Source organism: Cytobacillus oceanisediminis 2691, assembly GCF_007678455.1.
Classification (GTDB): Bacteria; Bacillota; Bacilli; order Bacillales; family Cytobacillaceae; genus Mesobacillus; species Mesobacillus oceanisediminis_A.
Map to the genome: position 1 here is coordinate 173,393 of NZ_VEEP01000011.1, position 17,606 is coordinate 190,998.

14 protein-coding genes are annotated in these 17,606 nt (G+C 41.7%); 7 read left to right on the forward strand and 7 right to left on the reverse strand.

What is annotated here, in order from left to right; translation table 11 throughout:
• Positions 1–132: 132 nt before the first annotated feature.
• Together FS736_RS20460 and FS736_RS20465 are read left to right on the forward strand one after the other, a co-directional pair.
• Positions 133–3,624 (forward strand): hypothetical protein, encoded by a 3,492-nt coding sequence (locus FS736_RS20460; RefSeq protein ID WP_144480807.1) that lies wholly within the window; start codon positions 133–135, stop codon positions 3,622–3,624.
• A gap of 140 nt (positions 3,625–3,764) precedes the next feature.
• Positions 3,765–4,313: an HD domain-containing protein gene (locus tag FS736_RS20465; RefSeq protein WP_144480808.1), complete on the forward strand. Its 549-nt coding sequence runs from the start codon at positions 3,765–3,767 to the stop codon at positions 4,311–4,313.
• A gap of 52 nt (positions 4,314–4,365) precedes the next feature.
• Here the strand turns inward: FS736_RS20465 and FS736_RS20470 are convergent, their stop codons facing one another.
• Positions 4,366–4,872, reverse strand: a complete 507-nt coding sequence (locus FS736_RS20470) for a YhcN/YlaJ family sporulation lipoprotein (RefSeq protein WP_144480809.1) — start codon at positions 4,870–4,872, stop codon at positions 4,366–4,368.
• Positions 4,873–5,046: 174 nt separating this feature from the next.
• On the opposite strand from FS736_RS20470, the gene FS736_RS20475 reads away from it, so the two are divergent.
• Positions 5,047–5,769 carry an esterase/lipase family protein gene (locus FS736_RS20475; RefSeq protein WP_144480810.1) on the forward strand — a complete coding sequence of 241 codons (723 nt, stop codon included), beginning with the start codon at positions 5,047–5,049 and terminating at the stop codon, positions 5,767–5,769.
• Positions 5,770–5,884: 115 nt separating this feature from the next.
• On the opposite strand, the gene FS736_RS20480 is transcribed toward FS736_RS20475, so the two are convergent.
• Positions 5,885–6,952 carry an AI-2E family transporter gene (locus tag FS736_RS20480; RefSeq protein WP_144480811.1) on the reverse strand — a complete coding sequence of 356 codons (1,068 nt, stop codon included), beginning with the start codon at positions 6,950–6,952 and terminating at the stop codon, positions 5,885–5,887.
• A 207-nt stretch (positions 6,953–7,159) separates the two neighbouring features.
• Here FS736_RS20480 and FS736_RS24475 point away from each other — a divergent pair, with 207 nt between their 5' ends.
• Both FS736_RS24475 and FS736_RS20485 read left to right on the forward strand, forming a co-directional pair.
• Entirely contained in the window at positions 7,160–7,306 is a 147-nt protein-coding gene (locus tag FS736_RS24475; protein ID WP_186326872.1) for a hypothetical protein, read from the forward strand.
• A 165-nt stretch (positions 7,307–7,471) separates the two neighbouring features.
• Positions 7,472–7,894 carry a hypothetical protein gene (locus FS736_RS20485; RefSeq protein ID WP_144480812.1) on the forward strand — a complete coding sequence of 141 codons (423 nt, stop codon included), beginning with the start codon at positions 7,472–7,474 and terminating at the stop codon, positions 7,892–7,894.
• Positions 7,895–7,940: 46 nt separating this feature from the next.
• Here the strand turns inward: FS736_RS20485 and FS736_RS20490 are convergent, their stop codons facing one another.
• The 4 genes from FS736_RS20490 to FS736_RS20505 all read right to left on the reverse strand — a co-directional run bounded on the left by FS736_RS20490 (position 7,941) and on the right by FS736_RS20505 (position 13,787).
• A complete protein-coding gene (locus FS736_RS20490; RefSeq protein ID WP_144480813.1) occupies positions 7,941–9,572 on the reverse strand; it encodes a PhnE/PtxC family ABC transporter permease in 1,632 nt (543 codons plus the stop codon).
• Between the two features lies 1 nt (position 9,573).
• On the reverse strand, positions 9,574–10,320 hold the full coding sequence (locus tag FS736_RS20495) for a phosphonate ABC transporter ATP-binding protein (protein WP_144480814.1): 747 nt from the start codon (positions 10,318–10,320) through the stop codon (positions 9,574–9,576).
• A gap of 9 nt (positions 10,321–10,329) precedes the next feature.
• Positions 10,330–11,187: a putative selenate ABC transporter substrate-binding protein gene (locus FS736_RS20500; protein WP_144480815.1), complete on the reverse strand. Its 858-nt coding sequence runs from the start codon at positions 11,185–11,187 to the stop codon at positions 10,330–10,332.
• Positions 11,188–12,230: 1,043 nt separating this feature from the next.
• Positions 12,231–13,787: an ABC-F family ATP-binding cassette domain-containing protein gene (locus tag FS736_RS20505; protein WP_144480816.1), complete on the reverse strand. Its 1,557-nt coding sequence runs from the start codon at positions 13,785–13,787 to the stop codon at positions 12,231–12,233.
• A gap of 299 nt (positions 13,788–14,086) precedes the next feature.
• Here FS736_RS20505 and FS736_RS20510 point away from each other — a divergent pair, with 299 nt between their 5' ends.
• Positions 14,087–15,487 (forward strand): LVIVD repeat-containing protein, encoded by a 1,401-nt coding sequence (locus FS736_RS20510; protein WP_144480817.1) that lies wholly within the window; start codon positions 14,087–14,089, stop codon positions 15,485–15,487.
• A 201-nt stretch (positions 15,488–15,688) separates the two neighbouring features.
• A complete protein-coding gene (locus tag FS736_RS20515; protein ID WP_144480818.1) occupies positions 15,689–15,970 on the forward strand; it encodes an AbrB/MazE/SpoVT family DNA-binding domain-containing protein in 282 nt (93 codons plus the stop codon).
• Positions 15,971–16,026: 56 nt separating this feature from the next.
• Here the strand turns inward: FS736_RS20515 and arcA are convergent, their stop codons facing one another.
• Positions 16,027–17,259: an arginine deiminase gene (gene arcA / locus FS736_RS20520; protein WP_144480819.1), complete on the reverse strand. Its 1,233-nt coding sequence runs from the start codon at positions 17,257–17,259 to the stop codon at positions 16,027–16,029.
• Between the last annotated feature and the right edge of the window lie 347 nt (positions 17,260–17,606).

Sequence of the window (17,606 nt, forward strand, 5' to 3'; positions counted from 1 at the left end):
GGCATGAATGGAACAGAGTTTGTCGAAAAAACACGTATGGAAATTCCTGATAAAATATTGAATTATTTTATTAATGGTGTAAAATTACACTAAATGATCAGATTGGGATTATACAGGAATAGAGGGATAAAAATGGAATTCACTCCTAAAGAGGAAAGACGGAGAATTTTCCGTGATGAGCTCTATCATTTAAAGGAGCTAGGTTATGTTTCTGAACAGGAACAGGACACCGTCGCTGAAGCGTATAATGAATATTTCATTGATTTGCTTGCCAGGGAACAGCAGGAGAAAGAGAAGGTAAGAACAGTCAGAAGTGCGGATCAACATAGTATTAAATCGGTAAAAACGAAACAGCAGGTTAAACACACAAGTAATGTTCATAATTCATCTGAAAATAAAGTGGAAACGAAGCCGAAATCGGTGAAAATCAGGCCTAAGAAATCTCCAGAAGACATTCGTGAACGGAATATATCCTGGTCTTTGAATATTGGGGTAATTATGCTCTTAATCGGCGGCCTGTTCGTGGCGACAAGCAATTGGGACACAATGACTTCCTGGATGAAAGCTGGATCGATCGCCCTTGTCTCGGTGTTATTTTATGGTATCGCCTATATAAGCTACACTGTGCTGAAAATCGAAAAGACCGCATTCGCGTTTGTGGTACTTGCAAGTTTATTTTTGCCTATTTTCACTCTGTCACTGGGTTGGTTTGAATTGCTAGGTCCTTATTTATCATTTTACGGTGAAGGAAGATTCATTTTAGGAACAATCAGCAGTTCAATTCTGATTCCGATTTATGCCATGCTTGCCAGGGGATTATCATCAAGACTATTTGTATGGTTTACGTTTATTTCATCTTCGATTGCGGCTGCTTATGTACTGAGGGCAACAGGTCTTGAATCAGATGGGTTTTACCTGGGATTGGTGATTTTCAATGGGATTTTGATCACTGGGTATCACCAGCTCAAAAAGAAAGGCCGTCTGCCTCTTTTCACAAGGGAACTTGCCGTTTATTCACAGGCTAACTTAGTCTTATCAACTTTGTTGATGCTCTTTTTCTATGAGAATCAGTTTTTCAATGGATTCAGTTTGATTTTAACTTCCATTGTTTATCTATCCATGATTTTTGTGATTGGCCAAAAGCAGTACCATTTTGTGTTCAGCACTATGTTAGTGTATGGTGCTTATCAAATCTTAGAAAATTGGCGTCTTACAGAAGTGAGTCCTATCGGCTATGCGCTTCTTGGATTTGTCTTTCTATTATTGCCAAGATTGTTCGGGGACCAATTTTCTTTGAAAAAGGCTTTCCAAATGACAAGTGCAGTTGTATCAGCTTTTGCGTTCCTCTTCATAACCGCTGAGGGACTGATGATGCACTCACAAAATCCGTCGCTGGTTTTATTTGTGGCTTACCTGCTGATTGCTGCTAATTTCATTTATCTTGCAAATGCAGATAGAAATATGATCTTTGCATATCTAAGCCCGATATTTCTTGCGGCCGCATTGTTTGAAGTGGTGTTGAAGCTGCAAAACTGGATTCAGTTCGAGAATCTAACACTGCCGTTATACTTAATTGGTCTGGTCCTTTTTATGACCTTTGGCTGGCTGCTTCAACATAAGCAGCTTCAGGTCATTAAAACCAGCTCGCGTGATATTGGGTTGTTGATTATGCTTTTCATGGTCCTTATTACTTTTTCGATGTTTGGCTGGTGGGAGCTGGGACTGATGTTCATGCTCACGAGCTTTGTATTTTACAGCATGCGGAAAATCGATTCTAGGAATCTTATCCCTACTTTGGCTCAGTGGGCTGTTCCAGTCTGCCTTGGTTTGGCTGTTGCCTCATTTGGAGAGGAAGTAAGGACCCAATCCAGTATGTATGATGATTTTATTGGAATGCCAGGAAACTTTGCGATGGCAGGAATCTTGCTTTTAGCTGTTCACAGGGCCTTTAGGAAAATGAAAGATTCCGTTCTAGCCAAAAGTTCCTTCTTCACTGCCCATGGTTTTTATGCTATCAGCCTATTCTTTACGTTCGTTTCACATATTGACAGCATATATGGCGAATCACTTATCTGGTTTGTCGGCATTTTCATGTCACTGCTGCTTTACTTTGCGGTCAGGGAAAGAATAATAGTATTTTTGCCGGGAATCATTATCCTTGTCTGGTATCTGATCACTGTAAATTCAATAAGTGAAGAGATTATATTCTTTAATGACATAGCGGAGTCACTTTTAATGCCAGCAGGAGGATGGCTGCTGCTGGGCATGGCAGCAGGGCTGCGGGGTAAGGAAACGCGACTGGCAACAGGTTTTGCCTGGGTTGGAAATATATATTTAATTCCTCTCATGGCATTTAACTTTTTCTATTATGAAGATACTGCGGTGTGGAGCTACCTGGTCGCAACAGCTGTATATGCTGCAAGCCTTATATTCGCGAAGAAAGAATGGATGATCAAATCCTTCCTGTATGGAGCGTTCACTACATTATTTATGGCAACCAAGACTGGGATCAGCTATTTTACAACAGAAGAATCGAGTCAATATGCTTTTCTGATGGTCAGTATGTTAATCACAGTCATCTGGTTCTTTTCATCCAGGGATTTTAAAAACAGAACACAGTTTTATCTGATTCCGTTTTCGCTATTGGGAATCTTAAAATTTCTCGTCGCCTATCCATACACATGGGTTTTATATGGTATAACGATTGGTTATGCGGTGATTGTATTGGTCCTGCTCCGCCGATTTAAGTGGGATTTGATTGCCATTGCACCGTTGCTGATGATTTTTTACGGAACAATCCAGTTTATGTTCCTGTCCAATCTTCAAGTGTTTTTCGAGATTGCCATCCTTGCTGCCTTTGGAGTCACGACTGTTTTACTAGGAACATGGCTGTATAAGCATTTTTGGGAGAGTGGCGGTGTTTATGGGCTGAAGAGTCTAGATGCTTATACAATCGTTGGCTTCCTGTTCATCTGCTCAATCGCACCACTTCACACTGAAACGTACTGGGCACTGATTATTCATGGTCTGCTTCTTTCAGGAGGATTATGGCTTCAAAAAAACAGGATCAACGGTGTGAATTCTGAGTGGATTCTTTTTCTGGCAGGAGCCTATTTACTGGTACCGTATTATACGGTCATTGGGCAAATCGAAGTTCCAGCTTTATTAGAAAGGGAGGTATATGTATTGCCGTTCGTGGGGCTAGTCATCTTCATGCGACGGATGTTCAAAAAGCAAAATGCAAAGATTATAGACTATATTCAATGGGCAGTTCTCGTGATTGTCTCTCTGCTGCTAATTCAGGATGGGCTGGCAAGCAACACGGTCTATGATGCATTGATTCTTGGGTCCTTGTCGCTTGTTTCCATGCTTGTGGGTATGTGGCTGAGGGTAAAATCGTATTTCTTTGTTGGAGCGGGGGTCTTGCTTTTGAACTTGTTCCTGCAAACGAGACCTTTCTGGGGAAACCTTCCGTGGTGGGGGTACCTCCTGATTGCAGGCTCAATCCTTATCAGTGTCGCAAGTTTTAATGAATGGAACAAACAAAAGGGAGCTAAAGGAGAGAAGACCATTTTAGTAAGGATAAAAGAGAGTGTAAGAAAGAAGTTGAAAAACTGGAACTAATGACAGACTGCCGGCAAAGGGACTTCTTTGCCGGCCTTTTTAGCGTTACAAAGATAAGGAAGGTTTTAAGTGTGCAATTTTTCTTTAATTCTGTTAACATTCATAAAAATAAGCAAATCACTATGTATGGAGGTCAGCCAATGAGAGATGTCACTCTTTTGGATATATATGAACACCATATTGCCCAAAAGTATTTGAAACGTTCTGGAATGGCGCATGCAATCGCAGTTGCCTATCATGCGTTCCAGCTTGCCAAGGAGCATAATGTGGATGTAGATATGGCTGCCAAAGCTGGGTTCCTTCACGATATCGGCCATTTTACCTGGTACAAAAACGGAAAGTGGGATTACGAATTATACCGGAAGAACGATATCCACCCTATAAAAGGAGCGGAAAGAGCGCACAAGCTCCTGATCAGACTGGGTGAAAACCCCGTACAGGCGAAAGCCACTTCACTTGCCATCCTTTTCCACACAGACTCTTTTTTGCCTTCGAATGATATTGTCCGTACTCCGCTCCAAAAAGTCGTAAAATGGGCGGATGAAAAAGACGAAGAAGAAGGCGGTGAACACCATTACCGAAAAATAGATCACGATCGGGCGAAACAAAGTATTATCCGGCTTGATAAAATGATTGATGCAGAATTGTCGAAAGGGGCGGACAGCGGGGAAACCAGCCTGCCTATTTAAGTGATGATAAGGGCACCGGATATGTTCCGATGCCCTTTCACTCCGGATTGTTTTAACGATTTACAGGGAATGTCCTTTCAATCGTATCATTAAAATCTTCTGCGAGCCCTGGGATCGGTCTTCTGCTCTGCAGCTGATCACGATAATCCGACATTTCCACAACAAAATCTGCATTTGATGATACATAAACTTCCGAAATCGTTTCATCGGCGGCTTTAATTTGGCTGGTGATCTCATCGTATACGTCGTCGGGAACAGATTCAGTATTGCCATCCTCCAGCACAACAGCTACATAGGCTTGTCTCTGGATAGAAATGACGGTAGCGCTCTGCACATCCTGAAGCCTTACTACTTGATCCTCTAAGTCATCCTCGACCCTCATCCTGTATGTCTGATTATAAGAAGCAGAGCGGTATTCCTCATTAACATTTTGGATACGCGGGCTATTCTCCCCGTAAACTTGAGGATTTCCTGCTCCTTCATCTGTATAAGTATTGCAACCAGCAATCAAAAAGGCCGGTGCTAATAGTGTCAGGAATGACGAGTTGACGCGATTCATTGGCAAATCCTCCCTTATATCAAATTGGGAATAGACTGCCCAAATAAATCCCTTTTTATACGGTTTCAAATCAATCTTGCTGAATTCATATATTCCTTTTTTTATTTATGGAATTTTACGAAATCAATTCCATAAGATTTATAGATTATATATTTAGGAGGATTGATATAAGCAATGATCAGGGGATTTATAAGTTTATCTGTTTCGATTGTCCTGCTCCTTGTTCTTGTTTCACCCGCCGGTGCAGCCAAGAGGGTTACAGCGGCCTCTGAAAAAGATCCGGTTGTTTTTGTCCATGGGTTTACAGGTTCATCATCGAGTTATGATGATATGAAACAATGGCTTGTCAGCCAGGGATGGCCATCAAACTATCTGTTTGCTATCCAATATTCGAATACAACTGGAAGCAATATTAATAACGCGTATGAATTGGAATCGTTCATTAAAAATGTCCTTCGGCAGACAAAAGCATCGAAAGTAGACATAGTCGCCCATAGTATGGGTGGGTTAAGCACTCGCTATTATGTGAAGTACCTGGATGGTGCCCAGAATGTCGATGACGTTATAACTTTAGGTTCACCGCATCATGGAACAAATTCTTCTTATTTCGGCTTATGGACTGAGGGAGCAAGGGAAATGGTGCCAGGGAGTGCTTTCCTGAATGATTTGAACAGTGTTGATGAAACCCCAAATGGAAATGATTCTACCTCAGTTATCCAATATACATCGATATTCAGCAGTGCCGATACGGTTATTAACCCGTATACGAGTTCGATTATTGATGGAGCAGACAATGTGGAAATTAGCGGTGTTAGCCACAGTGGCCTGCTTACAGACTCGTCCGTTCGACCATTGATTCTTAATGGACTCAAGGATGGCGGGGAGAACTCTAATTAAGGAAAGACTAAGAACCCAGTTCCGTACTATGTACACGGCACATGTAAAAAAATGCAAGTTCCTGCTTCCTAATACCAAAAAAGACAGCCAGAGGAATTTGGCTGTCTTTTTCAGGTTATATCTTTTTATCTCGAAGTTTATAGAACTTCCAAACATCCTTGATGATGATCTTTACCACCGAGTATAGTGGTATGGCAATCAGGATGCCGATAAATCCATACAATGATCCGGCTGCAATCAAAATCAGGATGACGGTAATTGGGTGGATGCTGAGCTTTTTCCCCATTACCTGCGGAGTGACAAGATTACCCTCCAGCTGCTGCACGACCACCAGCACGATGAGCACCTTAAGCGCCATTAATGGACTGTTCGTTAATGCAATGAACAGCGCCGGAATGATTCCTAAAAGGGGGCCTAAAAATGGAACGATAGTTAAAAACATTGCCAAGACCGCAAGCAAGAGAGCGTAGTCCAGGCCGATAAATAAATATCCTAAGTACATTAAAATACCGTCAACCAGTGCGATTATGAATTGTCCTGTTACATAGGTAAACAAGGTTTTATCAATGTCCGTTAAAATTTTATTTCCTTCCTGTGCATGTTCACTGGGTATATGCTTTAGAATATATGGTCTTAATTTTTCATCATCCTTCAGGAAGAAAAAAGCCAGGAAAGGTACTACGACTAGAACAGTTGCAATACTCGTAATCACGGAAAATAATGTCATGATATTTTCCCCGAGATTTTGAGAGAGCTTGCTTAAATAATTTAAAGCCTTCTGCTTGATTTCATCTGCCTTGATAATTCCTATTTTATTGTCATTGATGACTTTTTGGGATTCTTCTGTAACCTCGTCGACTTTTTCAGGAAAATTTTCTGTCAGGGCGCTAATCTCTTCTCCCAATAGGGAGCCTGCAAAATAAGATAAGGCTGTAAATAATCCTGCTACAAGGGCGAACACGATTAAAATACTGGCGATTTTAGGGAGATAGCGGCTTATCCATTGAACCGGCTTACGTAAAATATAATACATCAGGCCTGAGATCAGGACCGGAAAGAAAATGGCGATTATAAAATTTTGCAGAGGCGAGACGAAGTAATCAATTTTACCAAAAAGAAAGATGATTAGCAGTATCAGGATAAGACCTGTCGAATATTTAAAAAAAGGCCGTTGAACCCACATTTCATTACCCCCTGGTTATTATATCTACTAATTACTTACCTTAAAGGGCCACTCGTTAAACAATGGTTGTCATATAGTGGACAGCTGCTGCATATATTATTAAAAATTGGTAGTTTGATAGTTTATTTAACGGGTAAATATTCAGGTCTGAGAAAACGGAATTACAGAAAATGCCAATGGTCATCTTGTGTGTAAAGGGGTCTCTGTATGGTTGCAGTAGAAGAACATCTTTTGTTTATCAAGGAATTAGGCCGTTTGTTCGATGAATATGCGCATTGTGAAGACAGTGATGTGAAAAACGAGATTTATAAAGACATTCAGTTAATTGGTGAAGCAATAAACATTAGCAACTAATATAGATTCTGGCAGGCCCTTGGAAAAGGGACCTGCCGTTTTTATTTTTCACGTTTGGGAGTTAAGGGGCGGTCACGAAAAAGTCGAAGATGTCGCGGAAATTTTGGAAAATCGGGCGCACTTCCATCATATAAATGGAACAAGCATATGAAAGGGGAGGGTGTAATGAGAATTGACCTTTCAAAAGATCAATTTTTGACGCTTGTCAAGCTGTTGCAGCTTGGAAATTGGCCGCTTGGACTGACGGAAGCAAATCATGGACTGGCCGAAAAAGCAGAGGACCTGGAACAGTATATTTTTTCCCTTGCAAGGGACTTTGAAGCTGGTGAAGAAATATACTTTGACAATGAAGAGGAGTATTACTATCTTTCCGATAGCCTTAAAGAAACAGTCGAAGCCATTATCGATGAATATGAGGAAGATGTCTTTTGGGACCAGCTTACGCATAAATTGGCAACGATTGATTTAAAACGTGAAGTCGATTTCAATTCTACGATTGAAGAAAAAATTAATCGACTATTCCAGCTGAAAGCCCGCTATGAAAAATACTTCCTTGAAAATGGGCTGGACAAGTTGGATCTTCTATAAGGTTTTTAAATGGAAAAGATTAAACCCGGCCTTTTACTGGCCGGGTTTATTTTATGAAGAATCTTGCTTTTTCCGAAATATAGTCTGCAGCAAAGACAAGAACAAGATAGAAGAACAGTAATAGTGTGATATCTGTATAATGGAAGAAGCTCATGCTTAATTTGAATTGCTGTCCAAGTCCACCTGCTCCAACGAAGCCAACTACGATAGTGGTCCGCATGATTACCTCCCATCGGTAGAGTATATACGTCAGGAAACGGGGAAGCGCAGCCGGCAGGACACCGTATAATAATAATTGGACCCTGCTTGCACCGCAGGATGCCAGGTTCCTCACCGGGCGGGAATCTAAATCCTCTATTACCTCGGCCAAAAGCTTGCCAAGAATTCCATAGTTATGAAGGGCAAGTGCTATCGCACCAGGCAGAATTCCAGGCTTAAAAATAAAGATGATAATCATGGCCCAAACCAGTTCCGGAACGGCCCTTGTGAAAATATACCCAGCCCGCACAATACCGAATGACAGCCATCCATGCCATTTTTTTGACAGGGTAAGCGACCCGTCTGCCACATTCCTGGCTGCAGGAATCATTGTTAATATGGCTGCAATGGTTGCAAACCCAGTGGCCATTATACTCATCACTAATGTTTCCCATGTAAGGGAAACAGCATTGGACCAGCTGTCACTGCTCAGAAAAGCCGGCTGATCTTCACCAATCCCAATTAGCCCTTTGAAGAACTGACTGGAGTATTGGAGATTTTCTTTTGTGAATAGCATTGATAGGCTAGCATTTTCGATGGTGTAAATGGAAAGCCAAGATCCAATGGCGAGTAGAATCATTGAATAGAAAGAAATTTTCAGCTGTTTTTTTTCTGCGTTTGCTGAATTCAGATTCTTCCTTAAAAGATTGCTCCAGACATCGATAAGGATGACAAGAAGGATCAGGAAGAACACAAATGTCCATACTTCATTATATTGTAAATCATCAAGGCTTAATTGTATTTGGTAGCCCAGCCCGCCAATGCCTACAAAACTCATGATGGCTGATGAACGAACCGCGCATTCAAAACGGTACATGGCATAACTTACGATGCTTGACCTGACCATCGGAAGGTATCCGTAAAATAGTGACTGGAATTTGCCTGCGCCAGCAGCTTCCAATGCCTTGATTGGTTGTGTCGGGACGTCTTCTAGCATGTCTGCAAAAATCCTGCCCAGAATCCCCCCATAAGGGATGGCCAAGGCAAAAATAGCGGCAAAGGGGGAAAGGCCGATTGAAGCAACGAACAGCCAGGCCCAAACAAGCTCGTGGATTGCTCGCATGAAGCCAAGCTGACCTCTGAAGAATGCTTTTACATGCCGCTTTGTTTTTAAATTGGATACAAGGACTCCAGAAGCAAGGATTCCCCAGAAAAAAGCAATGACAAGGGCCAGGCTCATTCCTGCCACAGCATAGCTTAGCGTCGTCCAGGTGGACTCCAGGGCAAGCTGGAGTATATCCTTCGATAAATCTGGACTAAAAAATGCCGTTGCAATCTGTTTGGCCGTTTTTATTCCTCCGCCATGAAACAAGTCCTTGTTCCAATGTATGGATGTCAGACTCCAAAGAAAGGCCAGCAAGAGGATAAGACTAAGTATCTTTCTTTTATGAAGTTCGAATTTCCACCAGCTTCTCTCCATGTTACTCTTGCTCCTTCAGTTTGTACAAGCTGGCAATTTGAGCGTCTGATACGGATGATGAAGGCAAATCGAAGAAAATTTGCCCATCTTGCAGTGCGACCAAGCGATCGAAGTATCTTTTTGCATACTCAACGGAATGCAGACTGGCAATCAATGTTTGATTTTCCTCTGATGCGATTTTGACAAGGAGTGCCAGGATGTCCTCGGCACGAGCAGGATCAAGTGATGCGACAGGTTCATCCGCCAGTACGATCTCAGGGCTCTGGACAAGCAGCCGGGCAAGGGCAACACGCTGCTGTTCCCCGCCTGAAAGGGCAGATGTTCGTTCATACAGTTTTTCACTCAGACCCACACGTGTAAGAGCTCGAATTGCATCATCCTTATCCTGAGGAAACAACATGGATAGGAGAGATTTTATGATGCCCCATTCTGATAATTTTCCTGCAAGTACATTATGAATCACCGGCAATTCCCCTATAAGGTCAAATTGCTGACGGATGATACCGATCTTTTTGGCCCGTTTTTTCTGGTCGGTCATTTCAGCCAACAGCTGGCCGTCAATCGTAATTTCTCCTTGATCTGGCGATAAGTTAGCGGCAAGCAGATTCAGCAAAGTCGTCTTTCCTGCACCACTTGGCCCGATCAAAGCGATTAATTCACCCTTTTTTATCGACAAAGAAAGGGAAGATAAGGCTATCTTCCGCTCGTAAACTTTTTCTATATTTTTTACCTCAATGAATTCGCTCATGAAGTCCACCTACTTGATGATCTTTAGTTGCTTGGCGACCTCTTCGATTGCTTTATAATTTTCATTATTTGTTTCAATGAATCGATCGGTTTGCAGTAATTCCATAATTTCATTGTCTTCTTTAGTCATTGATAGAATCGCATCTTTGATTTCCTTTTTTGATTCTTCATCTGCGATGTTGACAGTCCAGTTGTAGTCAAAATACTCAGGAGTTGTGTAGAATACTTTTACCTTTGATTCATCGACCTTGCCTTCTTTGATAGCTGCTTCCCAAACAGAAATATTCAATGCTCCTGTCTCGTAGGCTCCAGATTCAACTAGCTTATAAGTTTTGTCGTGGGAACCTGAGTAGTTAGGTTTCCCATCAAGGTCTTGATCAGCGTCAATGCCTGCTTTCATCATGAAGTAACGAGGCATCAGGTGTCCCGAAGTTGAACTTTCGCTGCCAAATGTAAAAGATTTACCTTTTAAATCTTCAAGACTATCAATCTCACTATCTTTTTGGGCAATAAAAACAGACTTGAATTTTTCATCAATCGGCCTCTGTGCGAATGCTTCAGCTTCAGGGACTAAATTTCTAGCCTGGACACCCGTCAATCCTCCAAACCATGCAAGCTGAATTTCACCGCGTTGAAAAGCAGTTACCAAAGCTGAATAATCCACAGAAGGGACGTACTCAACATTCATACCTGTCTTTTTGCCCAGGTCCTTTGCAAAGTCTTCCATGCTCCTGTTCAAATCAGCTGCGTTTTGATCCGGAATTGCTCCAATCTTGATTGTTTCCTTTTTAGCTTCTTCGGTATTTTCCCCAGCACAGCCCGAAAGAGCAGTCAGCAGCAAGACTGCTGCGATCATAAGTTTTTTCATTTTCACATCACCTATATAAATAAATTTTATAACCTTTATAAAATTTATCAATAACTAGTGAATAACTCAATACATTTCGCTAACTTTTTTATGAAAGGTGGAATTTTCTAGGCCGAAGCATCTCGGTAATTTTCTCTATTGGGTTTTTAGCTGCGGAGTGTGAGGGTTTGGACAATCCAGCTTTTATTTCAATAGTTTTTGTCAGAATGCTGTCCTGGTTCGAACCTATCAGCAGCTATTCGTTGAGATTTTGTCTGAAGTAGGTGCAAGTTGGGACGTTTCAGTGGCTTTCCGATGGGATTTTCTCCGAAGCAGGGGAAGGTTCAGATATTTGAAGGGTTATTTGTTGGGATTTTGTCTGAATTAGGTGCAAGTTCGGACATTTCAATGGCTTTCCGATGGGATTTTGTCCGAAGAAGGGGGAAGTTCAGACATTTCATGGGTTATTTGTTGAGGTTTTGTCTGAAGTAAGTGTAAGTTCAGACATTTCAGTGGCAGTTCAATGTGGTTTTGTCTGAATTAGGTGCAAGTTCGGACATTTCAGTGGCTTTCCGATGGGATTTTGTCCGAAGAAGGGGAAAGTTCAGACATTTCATGGGTTATTTGTTGAGGTTTTGTCTGAAGTAAGTGCAAATTCGGACATTTCAGTGGCTTTCCGATGGGATTTTGTCCGAAGAAGGGGGAAGTTCAGACATTTCAGTGGCAGTTCAATGTGGTTTTGTCTGAATTAGGTGCAAGTTCGGACATTTCAGTGGCTTTCCGATGGGATTTTGTCCGAAGAAGGGGGAAGTTCAGACATTTCATGGGTTATTTGTTGAGGTTTTGTCTGAAGTAAGTGCAAGTTCAGACATTTCAGTGGCAATTCAATGTGGTTTTATCTGAAGTAGGTGTAAGTACGGACATTTCAGTTGCAATCTAATGTGGTTTTGTCTGAAGTTCTCATTGGTTTGAATATTCACCCGAAGTAGATAGAGGGATCAAATACAGAGTGGATAATAAACAATAAACCTGCTGGTATATGAACCAGCAGGTTTATTCCTGGATTAGTTATTCGCATTCGCTGCCCATTCTTCCACGTTCCAAACTTTTGTAACCCAATCTTCATAGAAGTCAGGTTCGTGGCTGACCAGGACAATTGTTCCTTTATATGCTTTTAATGCACGTTTTAATTCTTCTTTTGCTGTGATATCCAGGTGGTTTGTCGGCTCATCGAATAATAGCCAGTTGCTTTCATTCATAAGCAATTTGGTCAGGCGTACCTTAGCCTGCTCGCCGCCGCTCAGTTGATTGAGGGGGCGTGAAATATGCTCGTTCTTGAGGCCGCTTCTGGCCAATGCCGCCCTTACTTGATGCTGGTCCATCCCAGGGAATTCACTCCACACATCCTCAATAGGTGTGATACTTCCTGCTTTAACTTCCTGTTCAAAGTAGGAAGGGAAGAGGAAGTCACCCCGCTCGATTTTGCCGCTCAATGGAGGAATCTTTCCGAGCATTGTTTTAAGTAGAGTGGATTTCCCGACTCCATTCATACCAACTAGCGCAATCTTTTCACCGCGTTCTATTGTAACGGATAGTTTTGGAAGCAGCGGGTGCGTATATCCGATTTCGAAATCTGTGCCTTCAAATACATATCGGCTGCTTGCGCGTGATTCCTTGAAATCAAAAGCGGGTTTTAAAGCCGTCTCAGGTCTGTCGATCCTTTCCATGCGATCAAGTTGTTTCTGGCGGCTCTTCGCGCGGCCTGTTGTCGAATAACGTGCTTTATTTTTTGCAATGAAATCTTCTTGTTTCTTGATGAAATCCTTTTGTTTTTCATATGCATTTAGATGCTGATTCTTGTTGATCTCAGCTAATTCCAGGAATTTTTCATACGTAGCAGTGTATCGTGTCAGTTTTGAGAACTCGAGCTGGAAAATGACGTTAGAAACCTGATTCATGAACTCGGTATCATGCGAGATCAAAATGAAAGCGTAAGGATAATCTTTCAGGTACCTGGTCAACCACTGAATATGCTCAACGTCAAGATAGTTAGTCGGCTCATCAAGCAGAAGGACCTTTGGTTTTTCAAGCAAAAGCTTAGCAAGTAAGACCTTAGTGCGCTGTCCGCCACTTAATGCAGAAACATCACGGTCGATGCCGATTGCATCAAGGCCAAGGCCTCTTGCCGCTTCCTCAACTTCGATATCAAGGGAATAAAAACCGCCAGCATCAAGAGCATCCTGGATTTCCGCCATTTCTACGAGCAGCTTTTCCAGTTCCTCAGGTGTTGCATCTGCCATTTTGCCAGTGACTTCGTTCAGCTCTTCTTCCTTTTTAAAGAGAGGGAGGAAGGCATCACGTAACACGTCCCGAATTGTTTTTCCAGGAGATAAAACCGTATGCTGGTCCAAATACCCGTACTCAACTCCGGGTGTCCATTCTACTTTTCCAGAATCGTGGATTAGTTGTCCGGTGATGATGTTCATGAGGGTGGACTTCCCGACACCGTTTGCGCCAACAAGGCCGACATGATCCTCGGCTAGCAGACGAAATGACACATCTTTAAAAAGGGTACGATCCCCAAATGTATGGCTTAAATTTTCTACATTCAATAAACTCATTGTTTAAGTCCTCGCTTTATCTATTTTCAATTCATTCATTCCTAATCACATTCATTAATCATACTAAAATCTTTGATTTTGTTCTAGAGTTTTGTGGGCAGGAAGTAATGGAAACGAAGAATTTAATTGTTGTGGAAATTTACCTAATTCGATTTTCGAAACAATTACCATTTCCTTAGGAATTTTTTGTAAAATTAGGGATAATTAACTGAATTTACAAAATATACAGTTTTTTGTTTGCTGATGAGTTTCTACCTCTGCTATATTGTTATTCAATACATAGGAGGAGGTTTTAAATAGTGAAAAAACGATTGTTCCCTAGCTTGATTCTTGCTGGAGCTTTAACTGTTTCTTCTGTTCCATTCAATGTCCTTGCCCATGATGAACTTGGTGATGTAAACATTGAGAAAGGTGAACGGACAGGCTATAGCGAAGTATCGGTCCCTGTCATGGAGGGAAATAAAAACCTCAAATTCTTACATGAAGCCGCTGCTCCTGAAATGAAAACAGTCAGGGCAGATGGAAAGCAGAATAGTTTTGCAGATGTATTTGCCCACAAAGGGTACGCTTATCTTGGCACCCATACTAGGAATGGGGGTAATGGCGGAGTACGTGTATTTGATCTCAAAGATCCGGCCAACCCAAAAGAAGTGTCTGTATTCGCGAATAATGACATCCCTGGTACATGGCAGGAAAAGGTTATCGTCAAGAGTGTGAACACACCATCTTTTAAAGGGGATCTTGCAGTTGTTAGTGTTCAGCAGCTTAATAGAAATAATCCTGACTCAAAGGGCGGATTTTTGCTATATGATGTAACAAATCCAGAAAGCCCTAAGAAGCTGGGTTTTTATGAAGTGACCAAAAAAACCAATGGAACGCATGAGCTGTACCTGACCATGCAGGGCAATCGCGCGCTTGTACTAGCTGCTAACCCTTATGCTGACTATTACAGTCATGGGGAGGAGAAGGATTTTCAGATTGTCGATGTAAGCGATCCGTCGAATCCAGAGAAGCTATGGGAATTCGATCCTAGGTCAATGGAAGAAATTCCTGAAGATTTTAACGGCTACCACTGGAATTCTCCTGATGGGAAAACACGTCCAGTCTTCAACCATAGCACTATGATCGATGAAACCGGGAAGTATGCATATGTTTCGATGTGGGATCTGGGAACGGTCATTTTTGACATCAGCAACCCAGAAAATCCGGAATATCTGGGAAGGACAGATTTCGCTTCTAACCAGCAGGGATCTGCACACTCAGCTACACTGGCAAAAGGCGGCAATGTGCTGATTGAGACAAGGGAAGTTTATAATCCATCTAAAGAAGGCTATGAACAATCATACGGCTATACTAGGATTTTTGACATTAAAGATAAAACAAATCCTAAATTGCTTAGCGAGTTCAAGACCGATTTAGTAGATAATATAGAAAATGGGGTTACTTTCGCCAATACAGTCCATGACCCGAAAGTACAGGGGAATACATTGTATTTATCACATTACGCTGGGGGAGTATACGCGGTGGACATAACGGATCCGGCAAATCCTAAACAAGCTGGGCAGTATGTTCCTGAAAAGTCAGATGTTTGGGGAGTATTTGTCGACAGGAACTTTGTTCTTGCTTCTGATATTGGATCCGGACTAAAAGTATTACTGAAAAACAATGGATCATCACCTGAAATCCAGGGAGTAGAATAGTACTTTGAATAGAACTTTGAAAAGCACGCATTTTGCGTGCTTTTCATTTGCAAATGAAGATTTTTAAAAGTAAATATTTTAACGAAACCGACACTTGATAAATGTAAATATATGCCTCGTTTTGCTATAATTGTATTGGGCTAGAATCGTTTCACAGTACAGACATCCATATCCCACATGGTAGGAAGGGGAGGATGCAATATGAAAGCTACAGGAATCGTGAGGAAGACGGATCAGCTGGGCAGGGTGGTCATTCCGATGGAATTAAGGAAGAAACTAAGTATCGGTGAAAATGATCCGCTGGAGATATTCGTGGATGAGGATATGATCATCCTGAAAAAATACCAGCCTGACCTGACTTGCCTTATAACTGGCACGATCAGCAATGACAACATGTCGCTTGCAGACGGAAAAATTGTGTTAAGTAAAGAAGGGGCTGAACAATTGGTTAAAGAATTGCAAAGCTACCTTGCTGCCAACTAGAATTTTCATATAAAAGCAGTCCTGAATTAAATACAGGACTGCTTTATTCTTCTTATTTACAAATCTTCCCGGTAGATTGGCATACTCATACATCGAGGGCCACCGCGCCCGCGTGAGAGTTCAGAACTTGGAATTTCAATTACCTCGACGCCATTTTTCCTCAGCAAATCATTGGACACATAGTTTCGATCATAGGTGACAACGACTCCGGGAGCGATCGCCAGTGTATTAGAGCCATCGTTCCACTGCTCGCGGGCAGCAGCGATTTCATGACCGCCTCCACAGGGTATCAGGATTAAATCCTGAAGGCGAAGGACCTCCTTCAATGTTTCTGTTAAGTTGGAGCGTTCTGAGATGGCAAGTTTGTCTGGGTCTGTACCTTTTTCAAGAATATATATTTTTATATCACCGTTGGGCCCCTCGATTCCATGATGGATGGTGAATTTTTCATGGTCAACCATTGTAAACACTGTATCAAGGTGCATATATGCCCTCAATTTAGGGATTTCAACAGCTACCACCTTTTTTATTCGATCATTTTTGGAGAATATCTGTTTTGCCAATTTTTCAATTGCCTGGGCAGAAGTCCGCGCACTTACCCCGATGGCAATGACTTCAGGACTGAGCACGAGTTCATCCCCGCCTTCGAGAGGGTAGTACTGATCCCGGTCGTACCAAAAAGGAATATCATGGGCAGCGAACCGGGGATGATGCTTCATGATGAAATCCATGAAAAGTGACTCCCTTTTCCTTGCTCCTTCACACATTTTGTTCAATGATATTCCATCCCCAATCACGGCGGCTGGATCTCTTGTAAAATAGAGATTTGGCATAGGATCCAGGAAGAAAGGATAGTAGTCGTCCAGAAGTTCATGCAAGTGCACTTTCTTCTCCTGTTCGATTTCTGATTTCAACACGCCAGACATCACTTTTTGAATCATCTCTTCAGTAGAATAGGAATGAAGATACTCTTCCACTATGCTTCTCGATCCGTTCAAATTGCTTTTGCTTTCATTGAGTACCTGATCAATGAATTCCTGTCTTAATTCTTCTGTATGTAAGGCCTCTTCCATTAATTTTTCGAGATAAAGAACCTCGATGCCTCGGTTCCTTAATACATCAGCGAAATAATCATGTTCTTTTTGGACTGCTGGAAGATACGGAATGTCGTCAAAAAGAAGCCGTTCCAAATATTTTGGTGTCAGATTTTCGACTTCCTTGCCAGGCCTATGCAGCACTACTGACTTCAACTCTCCAATCTCTGAATTTATATTAAGTGGATATTTCATAAAAATTAACCTCCAAAACTCAGTTTCTATTTCTATATGAGACATGAGGGAGTGATGATGATGCAGATGAAAGGTTGTTCGCTGCCCTCTTGATGCCTGCCTGGTTACAGACGGGCCCTCTTTTATTTACCCTTTAAAAATTATTCAAACCACGTTTTAATAAAATCATGTTTTTTAAAGCACATTAGGGAAAAGTAATAAAAAGTAAGCGTTTTCTGTCCTTCATAGATGTACAATTCATAGAAATGTGATAAAGTATAATTTATAAATACCCATTACATATGGATTGATGGACTTAGGTGTTGTCCGCTCCAAAAAGACAGTTGTTTTTGTAAAAATGACATGCC

What these genes read in the sequence shown, in the direction of transcription:
- FS736_RS20460 (WP_144480807.1), top strand. Translation starts at nt 133, where the DNA reads ATGGAATTCACTCCTAAAGAGGAAAGACGGAGAATTTTCCGTGATGAG.
- FS736_RS20465 (WP_144480808.1), top strand. Translation starts at nt 3,765, where the DNA reads ATGAGAGATGTCACTCTTTTGGATATATATGAACACCATATTGCCCAA.
- FS736_RS20470 (WP_144480809.1), bottom strand. Translation starts at nt 4,872, where the DNA reads ATGAATCGCGTCAACTCGTCATTCCTGACACTATTAGCACCGGCCTTT.
- FS736_RS20475 (WP_144480810.1), top strand. Translation starts at nt 5,047, where the DNA reads ATGATCAGGGGATTTATAAGTTTATCTGTTTCGATTGTCCTGCTCCTT.
- FS736_RS20480 (WP_144480811.1), bottom strand. Translation starts at nt 6,952, where the DNA reads ATGTGGGTTCAACGGCCTTTTTTTAAATATTCGACAGGTCTTATCCTG.
- FS736_RS24475 (WP_186326872.1), top strand. Translation starts at nt 7,160, where the DNA reads ATGGTTGCAGTAGAAGAACATCTTTTGTTTATCAAGGAATTAGGCCGT.
- FS736_RS20485 (WP_144480812.1), top strand. Translation starts at nt 7,472, where the DNA reads ATGAGAATTGACCTTTCAAAAGATCAATTTTTGACGCTTGTCAAGCTG.
- FS736_RS20490 (WP_144480813.1), bottom strand. Translation starts at nt 9,572, where the DNA reads ATGGAGAGAAGCTGGTGGAAATTCGAACTTCATAAAAGAAAGATACTT.
- FS736_RS20495 (WP_144480814.1), bottom strand. Translation starts at nt 10,320, where the DNA reads ATGAGCGAATTCATTGAGGTAAAAAATATAGAAAAAGTTTACGAGCGG.
- FS736_RS20500 (WP_144480815.1), bottom strand. Translation starts at nt 11,187, where the DNA reads ATGAAAAAACTTATGATCGCAGCAGTCTTGCTGCTGACTGCTCTTTCG.
- FS736_RS20505 (WP_144480816.1), bottom strand. Translation starts at nt 13,787, where the DNA reads ATGAGTTTATTGAATGTAGAAAATTTAAGCCATACATTTGGGGATCGT.
- FS736_RS20515 (WP_144480818.1), top strand. Translation starts at nt 15,689, where the DNA reads ATGAAAGCTACAGGAATCGTGAGGAAGACGGATCAGCTGGGCAGGGTG.
- arcA (WP_144480819.1), bottom strand. Translation starts at nt 17,259, where the DNA reads ATGAAATATCCACTTAATATAAATTCAGAGATTGGAGAGTTGAAGTCA.